Here is a 20,514-nt window from a genome sequence, read left to right as displayed (position 1 = left end):
TTTATCGTCTATGCAAGCAGATCAATGAAGCAACAACCGAGTGACATCATTAAACAATGCCACGGCCATAAGGGTGAGTAACAAGGCAAGACCAATGCGCTGGAGCCATTCCGTGAGCGCGGCAGACACAGTCTTACCCGTTAGTAATTCGTAGCTATGATACAGCAAATGCCCACCGTCCAGTATTGGCACGGGCAGCAGATTCAATACACCAAGGCTTATGCTGATCAGCGCCAAAAACTGCAAATAGGCCAGCCAACCTAGCTGCGCACTTTGGCCAGCGTATTCGGCAATTCCAAGTGGGCCGCTGATTTGCTTTGGCGAAAGCGCGCCTACCAGCATTTTGCCGAACATTTGCACCGTCATCAGTGACATTTGCCAGGTTTTTTCAGCCCCCACCCACAGCACCGCTGGCATTGCGTATTGCTCCTGCACCAGTTGCTGCTGATTAAAGGCTGCATCTGCCCGTGGCGAGATCCCTAGTCTTGGCTGCGACGAGCCATCGGCTTGGGTTGCCATGACCGGCGTCACTTGAAATTGCAATTGCTGATCTTGGCGGTCAACGCGCAGGTTCAAAGGGCGTCCAGCGCTGGATTTCACTGCCGATTGCACGGCAGACCAATCTGTAACCAGATGGCCATTAATCTGCACAATACGATCACCTGCTTGCAAGCCTGCCAGTGCCGCGGCACTCCCAGCCTGCACTTCTTCAATCACCGGCAAGAGTGCGAAGGGGCTCAAACCTAAGCGCAGCAATAGTTGCTGATCGAACTCTTCGCGGGGCAGTTTGCTGAGCGGCAAGTCGATCATCCGCTCGCCACCTGCTCGTGATTGCACTTTAAGCGCAACCGATTCATTCCCCGCCTCGGCAAAGAGTGCAATTTGTAATTGCTCCCATGTGGCCACCGGCTGGTCGGCAACCGTCAGCACCTTATCGCCGCTGACTAAGCCAGCCTGCGCGGCAATACTGGCAGGTGTCACCATGGCAACTCGCGCCTGCATGGTCGGTACACCATGCCAATAGCAGAGCGAAAAAGCCAGTACCGCAAAAATCAAATTTGCCAGCGGCCCAGCGGCCACGACAGCGATTTTTTTCCACGGCGCCTGCCGATTAAAGGCGCGCTGCCGCTGCCTGGCTTCGACTGGCGCTTCACGCTCATCCATCAGCCGGACAAAACCACCCAATGGGATTAAAGCAATCTGCCAAGTGGTTTCACCACGCTGCCACTGCCCAATTGGACGCCCAAAACCAATCGAAAAAGTTAATACCCCCACCCCGCATCGTTTGGCAACCCAATAATGACCGTACTCATGGACAAATACTAGTAGACCAATTGCCAAAACAAAGGAAAGCAGGGTAATCATACTTAGCTCCAGCGTCCAATCAGCTGCAGCGCAGTGCTACGCGCTAGTCGATCCGCCGCCAGCAAGGCTTCTAGTGATTCATCACTCACGGCGTGGCACTGTTCCACCGTGGCGGCAATCAGCTCAGGGATCTGCGTAAAGCGGATGGCACCCGCAAGGAAATACTCCACTGCCACCTCATTGGCCGCATTCAGCACGGCCGGGGTTGCGCCACCTTGCGCAATGGCAGCAAACGCATGGGCCAAGCAAGGGAAACGCTCTAGATCTGGCGCTTCAAATTCCAAACGGGCAATACTGAGTAAATCCAGTGGCTTCACGCCGGCAGCGATCCGCTCAGGATAGGCAAGGCCATAGGCAATCGGTGTGCGCATATCCGGCGTGCCCAGTTGGGCCAGCACTGAGCCATCGCGGTATTGCACCATGGAGTGAATGACGCTTTGTGGGTGAACAATCACCTCAATCTGCGCTACCGGCGCATTAAACAACCAGTGCGCCTCGATAACTTCCAAGCCTTTATTCATCAGGCTGGCGGAATCCACAGAGATTTTCCGCCCCATGGACCAATTTGGGTGTTTTACCGCTTCTGCTGGCGTAATACTAGCCAGCGTCTCCGCAGGCCGGGTGCGGAACGGCCCGCCAGAAGCCGTCAGGATAAGTTTATCGACCCCGGCAGCAGACAATGACTGCTGGTAGGGATGCTCGCGGTAGCTTTCTGGCAAAGACTGGAAAATAGCGTTGTGCTCGCTATCAATCGGCAGCAGTACCGCGCCCGAGGCGGAAGCGGCCTGCATAAACAGACGGCCAGCCAAGACCAGGGTCTCTTTATTGGCCAGCAAAATGCGCTTGCCAGCTTTGGCCGCCGCCAAGGTAGCTGGCATACCGGCCGCCCCAACGATCGCAGCCATCACTGCGTCAACTTCGGGCGCAGTAGCAATCGCAATTAAGGCATCTGCTCCGCACAACACCTCAGTGAGGCAGTGCGCCGCCTTCAGCGCCGCGGCAATGCTGGTGGCAGCAGCGGCATCCAGCACCACCAGATAACGAGGATGATGCTGTAACGCAATTTGGATGAGTTTTTCTACCTGCGTGGCGCCACTAATCGCAAACACACGATAGCGCTCTGGATGACGGGCAATAACATCAAGGGTACTTTGACCGATGCTGCCAGTTGCACCAAGAATGCAAACATTCTGCGGTCCGACGGACATAGCGTTCCTACTAAGGCAAATTTCAAATAGAACTTAATAAGTAGATAGCGGCACTAACCGGCAATATCGCCAGCAAGCTATCAATACGATCCAGCACGCCGCCGTGCCCTGGCAGTAGGCGGCTGCTATCTTTAATGCCCGCTTGGCGCTTAAAGAGTGATTCTAGCAAATCACCCATGACGCTCACCGCGGTCAACAGGAGCGCAATCAAGAGCCAGAGCGCGGCTTGCGACAATGGGGAATCAAATTCTGGCGAGCCCACCAACAAGGAAAATGGCTTAGGTAATAGCTGTACATACACAATCACCGCCAGCGTACCGCCCACTACCCCTTCCCAGCTTTTACCGGGGCTGATGGTCGGCGCCAGTTTGTGTTTGCCAAATGCCTTACCACTAAAATAGGCAAAGGTATCGGCAATCCAGGCCACCATGAACACGGCCAACAAAGTAATACCATCTGGATGCAAGACAATCATCGCCATAGCCGCTGGCACTAGCAGCGCGATACCCAGTAAGGCATTGAGGTTACCCGCCTGTTGCAATACCCATTTTTTGCGCAGCCATACGGGCACGATCAGCACCCAGAAGCCCGCAGCGGCATACAAGAGCCCCACCCGCATCATGCCTGGTAGGCCATACCATGCCAGCAAAAACACCAGCGGCACCAAGGCCGGATAGATGCGAGCCAACCAGCCCTTCATCCCAGAGAGCGACTGCCACTCCCAAGCGGCCACCGCCAACAAACCTGCGCAAAACAAATTCCAACCCTGTGGAGGCAGCCAGAACAGCGCCGCCGCCACCAATGGAAATAGTACACAGGCCGTTAAAATACGAGATTTAAGCATTGTCTTCGCTCAATTGCTCACTGATTCGCCCAAAACGGCGCTCGCGCTGCTGATACCAGGCAATCGAATCAAATAGCTCGGCGCGGCCAAATTCTGGCCAGGCCAAATCAGTAAAGAAGAGTTCGGTATAAGCTAGCTGCCAGAGCAGGAAATTACTGATCCGCTGCTCACCACCGGTGCGAATGAAGAGATCGGGATCCGGCGCATAATTCATTGCCAAATACGGGATCAGATCTTCGGGGGTATAGCTTTCCAGCTTTTCCGGGGCGTGGCGTAGCAGCGCTTTGGTTGCCTGGGTAATATCCCACTGGCCACCATAATCGGCGGCAATAGTTAGGCAAAGTCCGGTATTAGTGGCGGTTTTGCGCTCAGCATCGTCAATCATGGCCACCAGCTCAGCTGAGAATTTCTCTCGACTGCCAATGATCTTGAGGCGAATATTGTTGCGCTGCATGCGCTCGATTTCGCTATTGAGCACCTGCAAGAAGAGTCCCATCAGAAAGGAGACTTCTTCGGCTGGGCGACGCCAGTTTTCACTCGAAAACGCAAATACAGTTAGGTAACCGACTTTCAGCTCATCACAAGCCCGAATTACTTCCCGCAGCGCATCGACGCCTTTTTTGTGCCCATACACCCGGGGCATCATGCGTTTTTTGGCCCAGCGGCCATTGCCATCCATGATGATGGCAATGTGCTGGGGTAGCTTGCCCTGCCGAATATCGACAGGTTCCTGCTCGCTTGCGCGATTAAACAAAGCCACGTTTACTGCCTTTCTTAGATAGTCATCAGCTCTTTTTCTTTATCGGCCAGTTGACGATCCAGCTCGGCGATGTATTTGTCGGTCAGTTTCTGGATTTCGTCTTGTGCGCGACGCTCATCATCTTCCGACACTTCTTTATCTTTCACGGCGCGCTTGAGCTGATCATTCGCATCACGGCGGACATTACGCACGGCAACGCGTGCGTCTTCGGTTTCGCTGCGCACCACTTTGATCAGGTCTTTACGGCGCTCTTCCGTCAGCATGGGCATCGGCACGCGAATCACATCGCCCTGAGAAGCTGGGTTTAGGCCCAGATCGCTATCACGAATCGCTTTTTCGACTTTCGATACCATGGTTTTTTCATATGGCTGCACACCAATCGTCCGTGAATCGATCAAGGTGATATTGGCCACCTGATTTACCGGCACAGGGCTGCCATAGTATTCAACCTGAATGTGATCCAAGAGGCCTGTGGTAGCGCGGCCAGTACGTACTTTCGCCAAATCCGTCCGCAATTTCTCGGCGGTTTTCTGCATTTTTTCTTCGGTGGTTTTTTTCAGATCAGCAATCATGTCAACTTACCTCTACAACACGTCTTCAGTTAAGGCGGCAATAAAAAAACAGGCGGGATTATACCCGCCCGTTGCAATGAGTTCGATACAATCTTAGCAGTGTACCAGTGTACCCTCGTCTTCCCCAAGCACCACACGCTTAAGCGCGCCTTGCTTAAAGATGCTCAGCACACAAATATTCATCTTCTGATCGCGGCACAAGGCAAAGGCAGTGGCATCCATTACCTTCAGATTGCGACCAATTGCCTCATCAAACGTCACTGTGTGATAACGCACCGCATCCGGGTTTTTCTTCGGATCATCGGTATAAACGCCATCGACCTTGGTGGCTTTCAGCACGATATCTGCCCCGACTTCCATCCCGCGCAGGGCGGCGGCAGTATCGGTGGTAAAGAACGGATTACCAGTACCGGCACCAAAAATAACCACTTTACCTTCTTCGAGGTAACGAATCGCTTTACCGCGGATATAAGGCTCCGCCACTTGCTGGATAGTCAGGGCAGACTGTACGCGCGAAACAATCCCGGCGTGACGCATTGCGTCTTGCAGGGCCAGCGCGTTCATCACGGTGGCCAGCATACCCATATAATCGGCCGTGGCACGATCCATACCTGAGGCTGCAGGCGCTACGCCACGGAAAATATTCCCGCCGCCAATCACCACCGCCACCTGCACACCCAGATCAACCACTTCTTTGATTTCTTGCACGATCCGGTCGATGGTGGCACGGTTAATGCCGTAGCTATCATCCCCCATCAAAGCTTCGCCGGAGAGTTTCAACAGAATACGGTTATATTTTTTAGGCAGGCTCATATCTTGTTCCTATGTAGTGTTAACTCGGGCGTGGTCGTGCAAACGCCGCACCAAGGGCGCGGCGTTCATTTCAGTCTAGTACAGACTTACAGTTGTGCAGCAGCAGCAACTTCAGCGGCGTAATCTACCACTTTCTTCTCAATGCCTTCGCCAACTACGAAAGTTGCGAATGCATTTACAGCGGCTGAATTTGATTTCAGCAGTTGCTCGATGGTTACTTTGTCATCTTTCACGAAAGGCTGTGACAGCAGAGTCACGTCTTTCAGGAATTTCTGCACGGTACCTTCGGCGATTTTTTCCAGCATCGCTTCTGGCTTGCCAGCTTCTTTCGCGCGCTCGATCGCAACACGACGCTCAGTTTCGATAGCTTCTGCATCAACACCTGAAGCATCCAGTGCTTTTGGTTTCGCCGCAGCGATGTGCATAGCAATATCTTTGCCCAGTTGCTCGTCGCCACCGGTCAGATCAACCAGTACGCCCACTTTCGCGCCGTGGATGTAAGCAGCCAGCTGGCCTTCGGTCTGGTAGCGCACGAAACGACGCAGAGTCATGTTCTCGCCCAGTTTTGCCACAATAGCTTTGCGCAGATCTTCTACGGTTTCGCCAGAATCGGTCACCACAGCAGCCAATTCTTCTACGTTAGCTGGGTTGCCAACGACAACGGCTTTAGCACAAGCAGTCACGAACGCACCGAAGCTCTCATCTTTACCCACGAAGTCGGTTTCGCAGTTAACTTCGATGATTGCGCCCACTTTCTTGTCATCAGCGATAAATGCTTTAACCACGCCTTCAGCAGCGGTACGGCCAGCCATCTTAGACGCTTTAGCGCCTGACTTGATACGCAGCGCTTCTTCAGCTTTCTTGATGTCGCCATCGGCTTCTACCAGTGCTTTTTTGCACTCCATCATGCCCAAGCCGGTCATTTCGCGCAGTTCGCTGACCATTTTTGCAGTAATCGCAGCCATGAATTTCTCCTGAATGAGGATTTCAGTCTATTGGAATATTGTTACAAAAAAGGGGCGAAACGCCCCTTTTTGCGAGTTTAGCTTTAGCGCTAGATTACTCAGCAGCAGCTTCGCTAACTGCAGCAACCAGAGCTTGAGTCGCTTGGTTACGGCCTTCCAGCACAGCATCAGCCACTGCACGAGCGTACAGGCGAATGGCGCGAGAAGAGTCATCGTTACCAGGAATAACGTAATCGATGCCGTCTGGGCTGTTGTTGGTATCAACTACACCAATCACTGGAATACCCAGTTTTTTGGCTTCAACCACAGTACCTGCTTGATAGCCGGTATCAACTACGAAAATCGCGTCTGGCAGGCCGCCCATCTCTTTGATGCCGCCCAGTGAACGCTCCAGTTTTTCAACTTCACGTTTCATGTCCAACAGTTCTTTCTTGCCGTAGCCGGTGCCTTCAGCATTTTCCAGCACAGCTTTCATGTCGTTCATGCGTTTGATCGATTGCTTAACGGTTTTGTAGTTCGTCAGCATACCGCCCAACCAGCGGTGATCAACGTAAGGCGCGTTAGCGCGAGCAGCTTCTTCAGCGATGATTTCGCGAGCAGCGCGTTTAGTACCTACGAACAGAACGTTGCCTTTGTTTGCAGACAGTTGACGCACGAATTTCAGTGCATCTTCAAACATTGGCAGAGTTTTTTCGAGGTTGATGATGTGAATCTTGTTGCGAGCACCGAAAATGTATTTGCCCATTTTCGGGTTCCAGTAACGGGTTTGGTGGCCGAAGTGTACGCCGGCTTCCAGCATATCGCGCATGCTAACAGACATTGATTTCTCCAAAGTCTCAGGGGTTAAGGTCTTACCGTTCGCTGGAATTTGCCAAGGATTTACACCCCAACAAACACCTCTGAGCCGCGAACGGGAGATTTACTGCACAACCATTTGTACAGCTAGTCGACGATTATAGCCGCTAACCGCAGCGCCGGGCAAGCCGCTTAGCGGCAAACCACCGCGGCGCAAAGGCTATCGAGCCTCGCCTGCGTGTCTTTAATCAATTCTGCCTGCTCAAGTTGGCTGGCAATCTGCAAACGCAGCAGCAAATCTTCACGCAACCAGTCCGGTCGCGCCAAGCTGCGATCCAAGACCAAAGCCGCCTCAATCTGCGCCAGCGCCTGAGTGGCATTACTTGGCAACAAGGCCTGGGCCAGCAAGCGGTGCGCATGGCTACGCTCGGCGGTTTCGCTCGCGGGAATCGCCGCCAAAGTGGCCTCAGCCAAGCTGCGGGCGCGCATGAAATCTTGCTTGGCCAAGGCAATTTGCGTGGCCAGATTGGCCACCGCCCAGCGCCAGCTACACTGGCTTTTGCACCATTGCTCGGCCGCCATTAAATGCATGGCGGCCACGCCGGCATCGGCCTTTAGCCAGCTTTGCGCCATTTGCAGCTGGGCCTGCGCCTGCAGCGCGTGGTCAAACTGCGTTTGCACCAGCATCGGCGCCAACCAATCGCGCGCCTCAGTCGGCGCTTGATTGCGCAAGGCAATCTGCGCCAAGCCCAAGCGCGCTGCGCCCTGCCCGCTCCAGTCATCCTGCGCCTGATACAAGCTTAAGGCCTGCTGCCAAAATTCGGCCGCAGTGGGTAAATCACCCTGCCGTATCGCCTCTAACGCCTTTTGATGAGCCGTTTGTGCGGCCATACGTAGCGGGGGTAATTCAGCCACGGGCTTGCTCGCACAAGCCGCCACTAATACCGAAAAGAGCAAAGCGCCGCCCATTCGGCGCAGCAAGCGTGAGTTCATTAGCGGCTCTCCGGTGCGGGCACCACCACGGGTGCCTGTTCTATCGTACGGCTCAGTGGCCAGATTTGCTGCACAGCGCGCAGCGTTTGCTCACTGCGACGAACCAGACCATCGGTGTTGCGCACCAAGCCTGGAATTTGCGGTGCAGCCTGTTCGGTAACGCGGCGCACCTGACTCATGGTGGCGCTGGCATCTTGAGCGATAGCATTGGCAGTGGCGACCAGCGAAGCGGTTTGCGTCAGTAGCTGCGGCGTGCGCTGTGCAACTTCGCTGGCAATTTGATCCGCCCGCTGCAAGAGCTGATCGGCCGAACGCAGGGTTTGCCGTGCCTCGCCATCCAGCAAGGTATCGGTATGCACCAGAATTTGATCGAGCTTTTCCCGGGTTTGACGCACTTCCGCCGTCAGCTGCTGCACATTCTGGACGGTTTGGCGCAGATCCCCCTTGGGGTCATTGATGTAATCGAGTGTTTGCTGCACCGACTCAAAAATCGGCATGGTCCGGTTGCGTAAATCCAGCGCGATATCGGCAATGCCCAGCGCGGGCGCAAAGCTAAGCACGCCGCCTTCCTGCATCGCCGGGGTTTTGGCGCCGCCGCCACTAATTTCGATAAAGTGATCTCCAATGAGCCCATCTTGCTGCAAGATCGCAATCGAATCGGTCTTAATCCATTTCATATAGCGTTGCTCGATCAAGAGCTCGACATCGACCTTGGCTTGCTCATTCAGGGCCACTTCATCGACCACACCAATCCGAAACCCGGACAGGCGCACCTGCATACCGGGCGTGAGCCCGGCGCCGCTTTCCGCCACAAAATGCAGCCGGTCTTTGGCATTGAATAAACCCTGCCGCTCGGCCAATACCGCCAAGAGCGTAATGATCAAGATGGCGATGCCAAGCGCAAAGACGCCCACCCGCCAGCCCAGCCAGTGAAAACGGGGGTCATTGTCTTTTAAGTATTGATGATTTTTCATGCCGATTCTTCACTTACCCAGCGACAGCTAATGGGGGTATAGCCCTCTGGAGCTTCATGATTGCAGAGTACAAACACATACTCCAATGCCGTATACCGATCATACAATTGCGATAATAAGCTGCCGCGCGCGCGCGATTGCGCCAACCACGCCAGCCACGCCTCATCCAGCAAAATCGCCTGCGGATGCTGCAACAAGGCCCGCAGCAAAGCCGCCAGCCGCCGGTGCGGGGTATCGAGCTGGGCCGGTAGCTGCGCCAAAGCACGCTGCAGCGCCGCCTCATCATACTGCAGCCCGGCCAGCATCGCCTGCATCCGCCCATCCAGCTCGCCCAACGGGGCACCCGCGTGATACCAGGTGGGCAGGATAATGTTCTCCCACACCCGCAAATTGCTCACAAACACTGGCCGCGCTTCCAGCAAGGCCAAAGGCGCACGCCACAGGTTTGCATAGTGGCGGCACAGCGCATCAATCAGTGCCGGGTGTTGATCTTCTTCGGGCAGGATAAAGGCATAATGCCCCCGCGCCTCCGGCAAATTGGGAGCAAACTGCCAACAATGTGTGGCGTGCCCAGTAAATAGCCGGCTCATTTAAACACCACCCAGCATAAATCCAGCACAAATAAAGCAAACAAGCCGCGCATCACCGCGCGTGATGCTGCGCGCGGAATTTCCGTCGCATTAAGCTGCACCCGTAAACCCGCATGGCAGGCCAAAATACCGCCCGCCAGACCAAAACTCGCCGCCTTGGCCACGCACAGCGCCAGCTCGCCAAAGCGCACAATCCGTTCCAGCGCCAGCACCTGATAGCTGGCATCCCAACCCGAGATCACCAGCATCCCACCCAGCATGCTCCCCAGCGCCATACAGGCGGTGAGCAACACGGCTGAAATCATCATCCCCAGCACGCGGGGCAAGACCAGATAGCCATGAATCGGAATACCCATGCGCTCCAGCTCGCGCACTTCACCATTCACCCGCATGCTGGCCAGCTCAATGGCAATCGCCGACGCCGAACGCGCCATCACAATCAACACCGTCAGCAAGGGCGCCAGCTCGCCAAAGGTGAGCGAGCCCAAGAGGCGCAGGGCCGCATCGCGGCTTTGCCCATACTGGCCATGCAGCTGGGTAACGACAATCGCCCCCAGCGCAAAGCCAATCAAAAACATCAGCCACGCGGCCTCATTGGCGGTGAAATACACCTGTTTGGCCAACACCCGGCGCACCGGTGCCCGGCTTAATGCGCCAAAAGCGGGTAAATAATGCCGATACCACCTTTTCAAACTATCACCTCATCCCCACTTCAGTGCTATTGGGCGCACTCAGCGCCTGCCGTGCAAACTATCGGCACGATAGCAAGAAACGAATAGAACGTCACCGCGCAAAGCTTTACACTATGCGCATTTTTGCGGTCTTGCGCCCTTAGCCATCGCTAGGCTGAACGCGCTGTGCCACTATAAACCTGAAGCGATTGAACCAACACACAAGGACACCATCATGGCAACACAACACCATCGCCTGCTGATTCTTGGCTCTGGCCCGGCCGGCTATACCGCCGCCGTCTATGCGGCCCGCGCCAACCTGAAACCGGTTTTGATCACCGGGATCGCCCAGGGCGGCCAATTGATGACCACCACCGACGTGGACAACTGGCCAGCAGATGCCGATGGCGTAATGGGCCCGGAATTGATGAGCCGCTTTCAAAAGCACGCCGAGCGTTTTGGCACCGAAATGATCTTTGATCATATTCACACCACGTACCTGAGCGAAAAACCGATCCGCCTCGTGGGCGATTCGGGCGAATACACTTGCGATGCGCTGATTATCGCTACCGGCGCTTCGGCGCAATATCTGGGCCTGCCCTCCGAAGAAGCCTTTGCAGGCCGCGGCGTATCGGCTTGTGCCACTTGCGATGGTTTCTTCTATCGCGGCAAACCGGTTGCCGTGGTCGGCGGCGGTAATACCGCGGTGGAAGAAGCACTGTATCTGGCCAATATCGCCAGCCACGTGACGCTGATTCACCGTCGCGACACCTTCCGCGCCGAGAAAATCCTGATCGATCATCTGATGGAAAAAGTGGCCGAAGGCAAAATCTCGCTGGAACTGAACCAAGTCTTGGATGAAGTCCTTGGCGACGCCTCAGGGGTAACCGGCGCACGGCTGAAACAATTTGGCGGCGAAGCCACCAAAGACATCGCCGTCGATGGCGTCTTTATCGCGATTGGCCACAAGCCCAACACCGATATCTTCAAAGGCCAGCTGGAGATGGACCAAACCGGTTACATCATCACCAAAGGCGGCCGTGATGGCAATGCCACGGCCACCAGCGTAGCGGGTGTATTTGCGGCCGGCGATGTGCAAGACCACATTTATCGCCAAGCGGTGACGTCTGCCGCCAGCGGCTGCCAAGCAGCACTGGATGCGGATCGCTTCCTGGAAAGCCTGCGTTAAGAACTTGCAATACTGCCGCACGTATCGCTCGCTAAGCCTTGATAAAAAAGCCCTGGTGAGCAATACCCCTCGAAAACCCCGTTCGCTTCGGCAACGGGGTTTTTCTTTTGCGGCCGGATGTTTAGCTGCAGTGGTCTAGCGACGCACAACACTTACAGCCAAAAACAAATCCTTACGCAAAGATTGTTGCACAGAACAAAAAGCCAGCAAAAAAAGATGTTCTGTCATCGCAATGACATCCATAATTGCCATGCTAACTGAGCTGTACTCGGGGCTGTTCCAGCCATGATGTATTGGTTTTCACCTTCACCATGAGGAATCACCATGTCTCTGCCGTCTACGTTCAAAACCTCTCGCCAGCGTCGCTCGATCGAAGAAGCCCAACGTAATATGGAAATCGCCGTGATGAGCACCTATCGCAAGCAATTTGAAACCAAACGCCAAATCCGAAATGCGCTGTCCGATCTCGCCGCCGAGCGCGCCGAACGCGAACAGGATTATCTCGCCGAACGTTAACCCCGCCCCGTTTGAGTACACTCCAGCCCGCACCTGCGGGCTTTTTCATGCCTACAAATTGCCGCAACTAGCATTCTGGCTGCGCCACCGTCAGCGCCAGCCCCCCGAGCGAGGTTTCCTTGTAGCTGTTTTTCATATCCAGCCCGGTGCGATACATCGTCTCGATGACTTTATCGAGGCTCACCAAATGCCGGCCATCTTCCAGCAAGGCCAGCTGGGCAATTTTGATGGCTTTTTCCGCGGCAACGCCGTTGCGCTCCACGCAGGGCACTTGCACCTGCCCGCCGACCGGGTCGCAAGTGAGCCCCAGATGATGCTCCATGGCGATTTCAGCCGCATTTTCAACCTGCGCCAGGCTACCGCCCAACACAGCGCAATACGCGCCGGCGGCCATCGAGCAAGCCACGCCCACCTCGCCCTGACAGCCGACTTCGGCGCCGGAAATCGAGGCATTCATTTTGTACAGCAGGCCAATCGCCGCGGCAGTAAGTAAAAATTCGACAATGCCATCTTCGCTGGCGTCGGGCGCAAAATCGCGATAGTACTGCAACACGGCAGGAATAATCCCGGCCGCGCCATTGGTAGGCGCCGTGACAATCCGCCCGCCGCTGGCGTTTTCTTCGGAGACCGCCATGGCAAACAGCATCGGCCACAGCATGATGTCGGCGCGACCTTCCAACTGCAGCGCCTCCAGCCGGCGATACAGCGCCGGCGCGCGGCGTTTCACTGCAAACGGGCCGGGCAATAGCCCTTCCTGCTGGCAACCAGTGAGCACACAGCGCTGCATCACCGCTGCGATTTCCAGCAGCCCCTCACGAATTTGCAGCTCGCTACGCCACACCCGCTCATTGGCCAGCATCACCTGTGCCATGCTCAGCTGCTGTTGCTGGCAATGCGCCAAGAGTTCAAGCGCATTTTGAAACGGATACGGCACCGCCACGGTCGTATTTTGGGTGCTCGTGCTTTGCGCTGCCAACTCGGCGGCACTGAGTACAAACCCGCCGCCCACTGAGAAATAGCGCTCACGCTGTAGCACCTCACCCGCGGCATTTAGCGCCGTGAACTGCAGGCCATTGGCGTGCTCGGGCAAGAACAAATGCTTATGCAGCGCCACATCACGAGCGAACGCAAATGGCACTTCGTGGAGGCCAGCTAGCCGCAGCGCCGCGCCCTGCTGCAAGGCGGCGCGGCGTGGGGCGATCAGCGTTGGATCGATGTCTTTAGGGGTATAGCCCTCTAGGCCAAGCAGTACGGCACTTACCGAGCCATGCCCCTCCCCGGTGAGCGCCAGCGAACCATACAGCTCCACCGAAACCCGTGCGCACTGCGCCAGCAAGCCCGCCGTGTGCAGCTGCAGCGCAAACTGGCGCGCCGCCACCATTGGGCCAACGGTATGCGAGCTAGAGGGGCCGATACCGATTTTAAAGAGATCAAACACGCTGAGCATGGCGAGCCTTGAGAGAAAAGCAGTGAATGCGCTATTGATAGCCAGCGCCACCTGGTGCGGCAATACCGTCTATCCCCACTCGGGCGGCGTAAGATACGGCCGCCCCAGCGCAATTAGTGGCGGTGGCAATTACAGATAGCTGCCAACCAGATCACCGGCAATCCCCAGTAGGCCCATCACAAACACAAAGCTGGCTAGGCTGGAGCGATATACCAGCAGCCGTGGCACCCGCTTCATCAGCATCACCGGCAATAGATAGGCATAAATTGCAATAATCGGGGCCGAAAGCGCGCCAATGATTTTCAGCACCGGCGGGTTATACACCGCCAAAACCCACAGCCCGGCCATCATCACCACGGTGATCCAAGTATTGATGCGTGGCAGATTCAGCTGCGCCGCGGCGGCAGGGTTACGCCAAGTGAGTAGACGCGTCACAATGCCCACCGCCCCTTCCCGCGTGCCGACAAAATGGCCGAAGTAAGAGCTGGCAATTGCCAAAAATGCAATCACCGGGATCAGGTATTTCAGGAACGGCTCGTGTACCACCAAGGACATGGTGGTGAGGATATCGACATTATTGGCCTGGGCGCGCTGCAGCACTTCGGGCGAAGTGGCTAGCACCATCGAAAGCACAAAAAACATCACAAACACCAGCAGCACCAGCGAAGTCCATTTGATGATGCCATCAGTGCGGGCCACAGCCTCTGCCACCGGATATTGCTGGCGATAGCTAGCGGCCAGCGTTGAACATACCGGCGAGAAATTCATCGCAAACACCAGCACCGGAAACAGCAGCAAGAGATTGCGCAGCACCTCATCCAGATAGCTTTCGGCGCTAAAAAAGCTCAGATTCCACTGCGGGATCATATACAGCGATAAACCGGCCAGCAGAATGATCAGCGGAAAAGTCAGCAATGAGGTTATCCGCACCATAATGCGCTCGCCCGCCAACACTACCGACGTTAGCCCCACCAGCAACACAAAGGTGAGCAGCGGCCGCGAGAAGCCCTCAATGCCCAACTGGTGAGTGAGGAAAGATTGCACGATATTGGTCACACCGGTGGCATAACCCACACAAATGGTCACAATCGAGAGGAAATACAGCACCGACACGGCAAAACCGACATTGCGCCCCAGATCATGCTCCACGGCGCCGACAATATCGGTGGGCTGGGGGCAGGAAGCCACCACGCGCGTAATGCCGCGATGCGCGAGCCATGTCACCGGCAGAATCAGCGCGGTGAGGATCAGCAGCGGCCACGGTCCGCCCAACCCGGCGCGGATCGGCAAATATAAAATACCGGCCCCAACGGCGGTACCAAAGCAGGTCAGTACCCACTCCCAATCGCGACGGTTTAACTGCATGTGGCACCTCACGGTCTATGCGGATCGAATAAACCTGATTAGAGCGCAGCCGCGCGCGATTTTCTGCGCACAAATTACACCGCCGAACGGCATTTATACAGTCAAGCCCGCATAGACAGAGCCCGGGCAAATACCCAGACCGGTATCTAGCGCCAAGCCAAACCACACCTTGGCTGGCAAGCTATACCTCGCTTAAGTCTGCTCCTCACTTAGCTGCAGCGCCCACATGCGGGCATATTGCCCCTGCGCCGCCAGCAAGTCACGATGCGTACCACGCTCGATAATTTGCCCACCCTGCATCACTAAAATTTCATCCGCATCGGCGATGGTCGAGAGCCGGTGGGCCACAATCAGCGTGGTGCGATTGGCCGAAATGGCTTTCAGTTCGGCCTGAATGGCTTTTTCGGTTTGCGAATCCAGCGCGCTGGTGGCCTCATCAAAAATCAGGATCGGCGGGTTTTTCAAGATGGTGCGTGCGATCGCCACCCGCTGTTTTTCCCCACCGGATAGCTTCAGCCCGCGCTCGCCCACCGTGGTATCAAAACCAGCCGGCAAACCCATGATGAAATCGTAAATATGCGCCGATTTGGCCGCCTCGATCACTTCATCACGGCTAGCGCCCGGCTTGCCGTAGGCGATGTTGTAATAGATGGTGTCGTTAAACAGGACCGTATCCTGCGGCACGATGCCGATCTGCGCGCGCAGGCAGTCTTGCTGCAGCGCCGACAGCGGCACGCCGTTGATTTCAATACTGCCGCTTTGCACATCATAAAACCGGTATAACAGCCGTGACAGCGTTGATTTACCCGCGCCGCTGGCCCCAACCACCGCTACCGTATGGCCGGCCGGAATACTGAAATTAATATCGTGCAAAATCGGGCGTTCAGGATCATAAGCAAACGAAACGCCTTTAAACGCCACTTCCGCCGGTGCCAAATCCAGCACTTGGGCATTGGGCGCATCGGTGACTTCGGCATTACGGTTGAGCAGGCCAAACATTTTCTCCATGTCGGCCAGCGAATTTTTGATTTCGCGATAAACAAAACCCAGGAAATTGAGCGGCGCATACAGCTGCAGCAAAAACGCGTTCACCAGCACCAGATCGCCCAGCGTCATCGTGCCCTGCACCACGCCATCGGCCGCCATCCACACCAGCGCAGTTACGCCCAGCGCAATAATCGAGGCTTGTCCGGCATTCAGAAACGACAGCGACACCTGATTTTTTACCGCGGCCGATTCCCACTTGGCCAGGCTGCGGTCATAACGCTCGGCTTCCCAGCGCTCGTTGCCAAAGTATTTCACCGTTTCGTAATTGATCAGGCTATCAATCGCCCGGGTGTTGGCCTTGGAATCCAGATCATTCATTTCGCGGCGAAAGTGCATCCGCCACTCGGTCACCCCCAAGGTAAAGCCGATGTAGAGCACGATGGTGCCAAAGGTGACCGCGGCGAAGGTCCAGTGATATTTGCCCAGCAAGATCGCCGCTACGAGGCCAATCTCCACCAGGGTGGGCAAAATATTAAACAGGGTGAAATTGAGCAAAAAGGCAATGCCTTTGGTGCCGCGATCAATATCGCGGCTCATGCCGCCGGTTTGCCGCTCAAGATGAAAGCGCAGCGAGAGACGATGCAAATGCTCGAAGACCTGCAGCGCAATTTTACGGATTGCGCCTTGGGTCACTTTGGCAAACACCGCATCGCGCATTTCGCCCAATACCGACGAGGCCAGCCGCAAGGCGCCATAGCCCAAAATCAGCGTCACCGGCAGCACCAGCGCCTGCTGCTCCGGGCCCAGCTGATCAACAATATCTTTCAGTACCAAAGGCACCGCCACATTGGCAAGCTTAGCCGCCACCAAAAGGCTCAGCGCCAAAATCACCCGCAATTTGTATTGCCACAGATAGGGCAATAAAGAGCGCAAAGTGGCCAATTGATTACGCTGCGTGGGGGCAGTCTGGGTTGGGGCGACATCCGCTGCCGCGGCACTAGCCGGCCGCATTAATGCAAAGTCCGTGGCATGGCCAACACAAATGAGGGGATTTCGGCCTCAAACTCGGTGCCGTCGGCGGCGATCATCTGATAAGTGCCGCGCATGGTGCCCACTGGTGTATTCAGCGTCACGCCGCTGGTGTATTCGAAAGTTTCACCGGGGGCGAGCTCAGGGTGCTCACCGACTACGCCCAGACCGCGCACTTCCTGCTGCTTGCCGCTGGCGTCTTCGATAATCCAGTGCCGGGCGATGAGTTTGGCGGTGATCGAGCCAGTGTTTTCGATGGTGATCTGATAAGCAAAGGTGTATTGCTCTTCTTTTTCATCCGACTGCTCGGCCAGATAAAACGGCCGGGCCAGTACTTTGATCTGATAACTGTGTTCCATGCGGTATCTCCAGCGCATTTGTTTTGTCAGACAGATGAGGGCAAGCTGGCATTTTGCCACTCCCTGCCCGGCTTTTTTTCGCAAATTTGCGCCGTATCAGGGCAGCGACCCGCCAGCGCGCTACACTGGGCGGCAAACTGGCATAATACCTGCAAGCTATTTACGGAGCTCGTCATGACTTATCGCATCGCCCCCAGCATCTTGTCTGCCGATTTCGCCCGTCTGGGTGAAGAGGTGAAAAACGTGATCGCCGCCGGTGCCGACATTGTGCACTTTGACGTGATGGATAATCACTACGTCCCCAATCTCACCATCGGCCCGCTAGTCTGTGATGCAATCCGCCCGTGCACCGACGCACCGATTGATGTGCACCTGATGGTTAAACCCGTAGATCGCATCATCCCTGATTTTGCCAAAGCTGGCGCCAATATCATCACCTTTCACCCTGAGGCTTCCGAGCACATCGACCGCTCGCTGGGCCTGATTAAAGACTGCGGCTGCAAAGCGGGCCTGGTGTTTAATCCCGCCACACCACTGCATTACCTTGATTACGTGATGGATAAAATCGACATGATTTTGCTGATGTCGGTAAACCCGGGCTTTGGCGGGCAGGCATTTATTCCGGCTACGCTAGATAAAGCCCGCCAGGCGCGCGCACTGATCGATGCCTACACCGCTCGCACCGGGCGCGAAATCTGGCTGGAAATCGATGGCGGGGTCAAAGTAGATAATATCGCGCAAATCGCAGCCGCAGGGGTCGATACCTTTGTGGCCGGTTCGGCCATTTACAGCCAGCCAGATTACAAAGCCGTGATTGACCAGATGCGCGCGGAGCTGGCCAAGGTAAAATAAGCGTTTCCCTGCTTTGGATACGCGCCATGCAACTACTGCACAATCCACGCTGCAGCAAAAGTCGTGAAGCCCTCGCCGCTCTGGAAGCGGCTGGGCAGCAACCGCAAGTGCGGCTGTACTTGCAAGAGCCGCTCAGTGCGGCAGAAATTGGCACTCTCTTAGCGCAACTGGGTCTGCCCGCCTTGGGGCTGGTTCGCCAGAAAGAAGCACTGTGGGCCGAGCTCACCCGCGACGGCGTACCTGATGAGGCGGGCATCATCGCCCTACTGGCCGCCCACCCCAAGCTGATTGAACGCCCGGTGCTAATTCACCGGGGCCGCGCCGCCATCGGCCGCCCCTTGGCGCAAATCCTGGCGCTGCTGGACTAAGCCGCGCGCAGGCCTTATTCAAGCACTCAAGCAGATACCCACTGCCGTATCATCCGCTAAGGCTTTATGATTAAGTCTTAGTGACACATACCCCTTTACTGGAGCCCCCCCATGACGATTCAAGCGTTGGCTTTTGATCTCGATGGCACCCTTGTCGATTCACTCCAAGATCTGGCCCGCGCCGCCAATGCCGTGCGCGGCGATCTGCAGCTGGCGCCACTAGCCGCCGCCGTGGTGGAAAGCTATGTCGGCGATGGCGCCGCCAGCCTGGTGGCCCGGGTACTGGCCGATGATCACGCCGCCGAATTCACCGGCAGCCCGCTGCAGCAGCAAGGGATGGAATTATTCAACCAGCACTATCGCGCTGGGCTGACACTGGCTACCCGCTTTTACCCCAAAGTGCAGGAAACCCTGCATGCATTGCACGAACGCGGCCTGCCGCTGGCGATAATTACCAATAAGCCCGAGCGCTTTACCCTGCCGCTACTGCGTGAGCTTGGGGTATTCGAGCATTTTGAAGTGATTGTCGCCGGCGATACCCTGCCCGAGCGTAAACCGTCGGCTCTGCCCCTGAACTACACCGCCGAACGGCTGGGCGTGGCGGTGGAACAGCTGCTGATGGTGGGCGACTCGAAAAACGATATCCTGGCCGCCCGCGCCGCCGGCGCCCCGAATATTCTGGTGAGCTATGGCTATGGCGATAATCTGGAGGGGATCGGCGCCGATGCCATCATTCATCGCTTTGATGAGCTGCTGGCGTTTCTGGATGAATAAAGCAAGGATTTAGCCACTGGCGAGCGCCAAGAAGTCTAGATCTTTCATCATGCTGCCATCGGCTTGTAGCAAAGCGCCGGTATTGTGCCGGCTGTTGTGCTGCTTGCCGGAAGATTTATGCTCACCACGTGGCTACGTGTTTTTTTTGAAGTCACCCGCCAAGGCGGCGTCATGGCTGCCGCCCGCCATCTGAATCTTAGTCAGCCCAGCATTACCAGCCAGCTGCGCAAGCTGGAAGAACACTACCAAATTGAGCTTTTCAGCCGCCGCAATGGGCGGCTGGTGCTCACCGATACCGCCATCCAGCTACTCCCCAAAGTAGAGCGCCTACTCCAGCAAGAAGCCGAGCTGGAATTTGAGCTGCGCCAGCAAAGCGAACGCCAAGCCGGCCAGCTGCGCATCGGTGCCACCGGGCCATTTTATCTGCTGCCGCTACTCGCCCGCCTGCGCACCGCTCAGCCAGCGCTGCAAGTGGATGTGCAGTTTGGCAATTCGGCGGTAATGCTCGAAGCCCTGCTGAATTATCAGGTTGATCTGGCCGTCACCTCGCAAACGCTGGACGATCCCCGTCTGATGTGTCGCCCGCTGGCCAGCAGCCCGCTGGTATTGCTGGTGCCCAGTAGCGATCCTCTCGCTCATCACAAGTCAGTGCTTTGCCAGCAATTACACGGCGCCACCCTGCTCACGCGGGAAGCCGGCTCGGTCACCCAGCAGGCCGTCGATACCTTGCTGGCCGATCATCAAATCCGCCTGCAACGCCGGCTGCAGCTCGGTAGCCGCGAAGCCGTGCGCGAAGGCGTAGCGCAGGGTCTGGGCTGGGCCTTGATGGCCGCCGGCGAGGTGGGCGAACATCCGCGCCTGCGCGCACTACAGCTCAGCGATAGTCAGGTGGCGGTGCATGAATATCTATATCTGCTCCGCCAGCGCGCCGAAATGCGCGCAATTCGCAGCTTTTTGCAGTTGCTCCCGCAGGGTGCGGTCACAGCGAAGGCCTGAAGCTGTGCCCACCTAGCCCCCCCAATTGGCGCTGCACAGCCCTAGCAGAACTCCCCAAAATTCGCCTAGCCCAATGGCACAG

The 20,514-nt window shown here is 56.2% G+C and carries 22 protein-coding genes; 6 read left to right on the top strand and 16 right to left on the bottom strand.

The annotated features are described in order from the left end of the window. Positions 1–21: 21 nt before the first annotated feature. The 12 genes from rseP to G482_RS17200 all read right to left on the bottom strand — a co-directional run bounded on the left by rseP (position 22) and on the right by G482_RS17200 (position 10,571). Positions 22–1,365 carry an RIP metalloprotease RseP gene (gene rseP, locus G482_RS0103950; protein WP_028448942.1) on the bottom strand — a complete coding sequence of 448 codons (1,344 nt, stop codon included), beginning with the start codon at positions 1,363–1,365 and terminating at the stop codon, positions 22–24. A 2-nt stretch (positions 1,366–1,367) separates the two neighbouring features. Continuing rightward, a complete protein-coding gene (gene ispC, locus G482_RS0103945) occupies positions 1,368–2,573 on the bottom strand; it encodes a 1-deoxy-D-xylulose-5-phosphate reductoisomerase (protein WP_028448941.1) in 1,206 nt (401 codons plus the stop codon). 22 nt (positions 2,574–2,595) lie between these two features. Then, complete coding sequence (locus G482_RS0103940) at positions 2,596–3,417, bottom strand: phosphatidate cytidylyltransferase (protein ID WP_028448940.1); 822 nt, start codon at positions 3,415–3,417, stop codon at positions 2,596–2,598. Continuing rightward, positions 3,410–4,096 (bottom strand): polyprenyl diphosphate synthase, encoded by a 687-nt coding sequence (uppS, locus tag G482_RS0103935; protein WP_211227566.1) that lies wholly within the window; start codon positions 4,094–4,096, stop codon positions 3,410–3,412. Before uppS ends, G482_RS0103940 begins: the two co-directional genes overlap by 8 nt. A 95-nt stretch (positions 4,097–4,191) precedes the next feature. Further along, the gene (frr, locus tag G482_RS0103930) at positions 4,192–4,749 is read right to left on the bottom strand and encodes a ribosome recycling factor (protein ID WP_028448938.1); all 558 of its coding nucleotides are present in this window, start codon (positions 4,747–4,749) and stop codon (positions 4,192–4,194) included. A 93-nt stretch (positions 4,750–4,842) separates the two neighbouring features. After that, positions 4,843–5,562, bottom strand: coding sequence for a UMP kinase (gene pyrH, locus G482_RS0103925; RefSeq protein ID WP_034618698.1), 720 nt, complete (start codon positions 5,560–5,562; stop codon positions 4,843–4,845). 86 nt (positions 5,563–5,648) lie between these two features. After that, positions 5,649–6,527 carry a translation elongation factor Ts gene (tsf, locus tag G482_RS0103920; protein ID WP_028448936.1) on the bottom strand — a complete coding sequence of 293 codons (879 nt, stop codon included), beginning with the start codon at positions 6,525–6,527 and terminating at the stop codon, positions 5,649–5,651. A gap of 94 nt (positions 6,528–6,621) precedes the next feature. Beyond that, complete coding sequence (gene rpsB, locus G482_RS0103915; protein ID WP_028448935.1) at positions 6,622–7,347, bottom strand: 30S ribosomal protein S2; 726 nt, start codon at positions 7,345–7,347, stop codon at positions 6,622–6,624. A 167-nt stretch (positions 7,348–7,514) separates the two neighbouring features. After that, entirely contained in the window at positions 7,515–8,315 is an 801-nt protein-coding gene (locus G482_RS0103910; RefSeq protein WP_034618697.1) for a hypothetical protein, read from the bottom strand. Then, positions 8,315–9,289 (bottom strand): MlaD family protein, encoded by a 975-nt coding sequence (locus G482_RS0103905; protein WP_028448933.1) that lies wholly within the window; start codon positions 9,287–9,289, stop codon positions 8,315–8,317. The genes G482_RS0103910 and G482_RS0103905 overlap by 1 nt, the downstream gene beginning before the upstream one ends. Next, the gene (locus G482_RS0103900) at positions 9,286–9,879 is read right to left on the bottom strand and encodes a hypothetical protein (RefSeq protein ID WP_028448932.1); all 594 of its coding nucleotides are present in this window, start codon (positions 9,877–9,879) and stop codon (positions 9,286–9,288) included. The genes G482_RS0103905 and G482_RS0103900 overlap by 4 nt, the downstream gene beginning before the upstream one ends. Further along, positions 9,876–10,571, bottom strand: coding sequence for an ABC transporter permease (locus G482_RS17200; protein WP_156905340.1), 696 nt, complete (start codon positions 10,569–10,571; stop codon positions 9,876–9,878). The genes G482_RS0103900 and G482_RS17200 overlap by 4 nt, the downstream gene beginning before the upstream one ends. Positions 10,572–10,785: 214 nt before the next feature. On the opposite strand from G482_RS17200, the gene trxB reads away from it, so the two are divergent. Both trxB and G482_RS0103885 read left to right on the top strand, forming a co-directional pair. After that, on the top strand, positions 10,786–11,739 hold the full coding sequence (gene trxB, locus G482_RS0103890) for a thioredoxin-disulfide reductase (protein WP_028448931.1): 954 nt from the start codon (positions 10,786–10,788) through the stop codon (positions 11,737–11,739). A gap of 324 nt (positions 11,740–12,063) precedes the next feature. After that, the gene (locus tag G482_RS0103885) at positions 12,064–12,255 is read left to right on the top strand and encodes a hypothetical protein (RefSeq protein ID WP_028448930.1); all 192 of its coding nucleotides are present in this window, start codon (positions 12,064–12,066) and stop codon (positions 12,253–12,255) included. Between the two features lie 67 nt (positions 12,256–12,322). On the opposite strand, the gene G482_RS0103880 is transcribed toward G482_RS0103885, so the two are convergent. The 4 genes from G482_RS0103880 to apaG all read right to left on the bottom strand — a co-directional run bounded on the left by G482_RS0103880 (position 12,323) and on the right by apaG (position 17,442). Then, entirely contained in the window at positions 12,323–13,702 is a 1,380-nt protein-coding gene (locus G482_RS0103880) for an L-serine ammonia-lyase (protein WP_028448929.1), read from the bottom strand. A gap of 129 nt (positions 13,703–13,831) precedes the next feature. Continuing rightward, positions 13,832–15,067, bottom strand: a complete 1,236-nt coding sequence (locus G482_RS17195) for an amino acid permease (RefSeq protein ID WP_034618695.1) — start codon at positions 15,065–15,067, stop codon at positions 13,832–13,834. A gap of 192 nt (positions 15,068–15,259) precedes the next feature. Beyond that, positions 15,260–17,065: an ABCB family ABC transporter ATP-binding protein/permease gene (locus G482_RS0103870; protein ID WP_028448928.1), complete on the bottom strand. Its 1,806-nt coding sequence runs from the start codon at positions 17,063–17,065 to the stop codon at positions 15,260–15,262. Then, positions 17,065–17,442 (bottom strand): Co2+/Mg2+ efflux facilitator ApaG/CorD, encoded by a 378-nt coding sequence (apaG, locus tag G482_RS0103865; protein WP_028448927.1) that lies wholly within the window; start codon positions 17,440–17,442, stop codon positions 17,065–17,067. The genes G482_RS0103870 and apaG overlap by 1 nt, the downstream gene beginning before the upstream one ends. 174 nt (positions 17,443–17,616) lie before the next feature. Between apaG and rpe the strand changes: the two genes are divergently transcribed. The 4 genes from rpe (at position 17,617) to G482_RS17190 (ending at position 20,432) form a co-directional block, all read left to right on the top strand. Next, positions 17,617–18,294 carry a ribulose-phosphate 3-epimerase gene (rpe, locus tag G482_RS0103860; protein WP_028448926.1) on the top strand — a complete coding sequence of 226 codons (678 nt, stop codon included), beginning with the start codon at positions 17,617–17,619 and terminating at the stop codon, positions 18,292–18,294. Positions 18,295–18,320: 26 nt separating this feature from the next. Further along, positions 18,321–18,662: an ArsC/Spx/MgsR family protein gene (locus tag G482_RS0103855; RefSeq protein WP_028448925.1), complete on the top strand. Its 342-nt coding sequence runs from the start codon at positions 18,321–18,323 to the stop codon at positions 18,660–18,662. 111 nt (positions 18,663–18,773) lie between these two features. After that, a complete protein-coding gene (locus tag G482_RS0103850) occupies positions 18,774–19,436 on the top strand; it encodes a phosphoglycolate phosphatase (RefSeq protein WP_028448924.1) in 663 nt (220 codons plus the stop codon). 117 nt (positions 19,437–19,553) lie between these two features. Beyond that, on the top strand, positions 19,554–20,432 hold the full coding sequence (locus G482_RS17190; protein WP_034618694.1) for a LysR family transcriptional regulator: 879 nt from the start codon (positions 19,554–19,556) through the stop codon (positions 20,430–20,432). The last annotated feature ends 82 nt before the right edge of the window (positions 20,433–20,514 follow it).

Origin of the sequence: Chitinibacter tainanensis DSM 15459, assembly GCF_000429785.1 — a bacterium.
In the GTDB taxonomy this organism is placed as follows: Bacteria; Pseudomonadota; Gammaproteobacteria; order Burkholderiales; family Chitinibacteraceae; genus Chitinibacter; species Chitinibacter tainanensis.
This window is presented reverse-complemented; position numbering and strand designations above follow the sequence as displayed.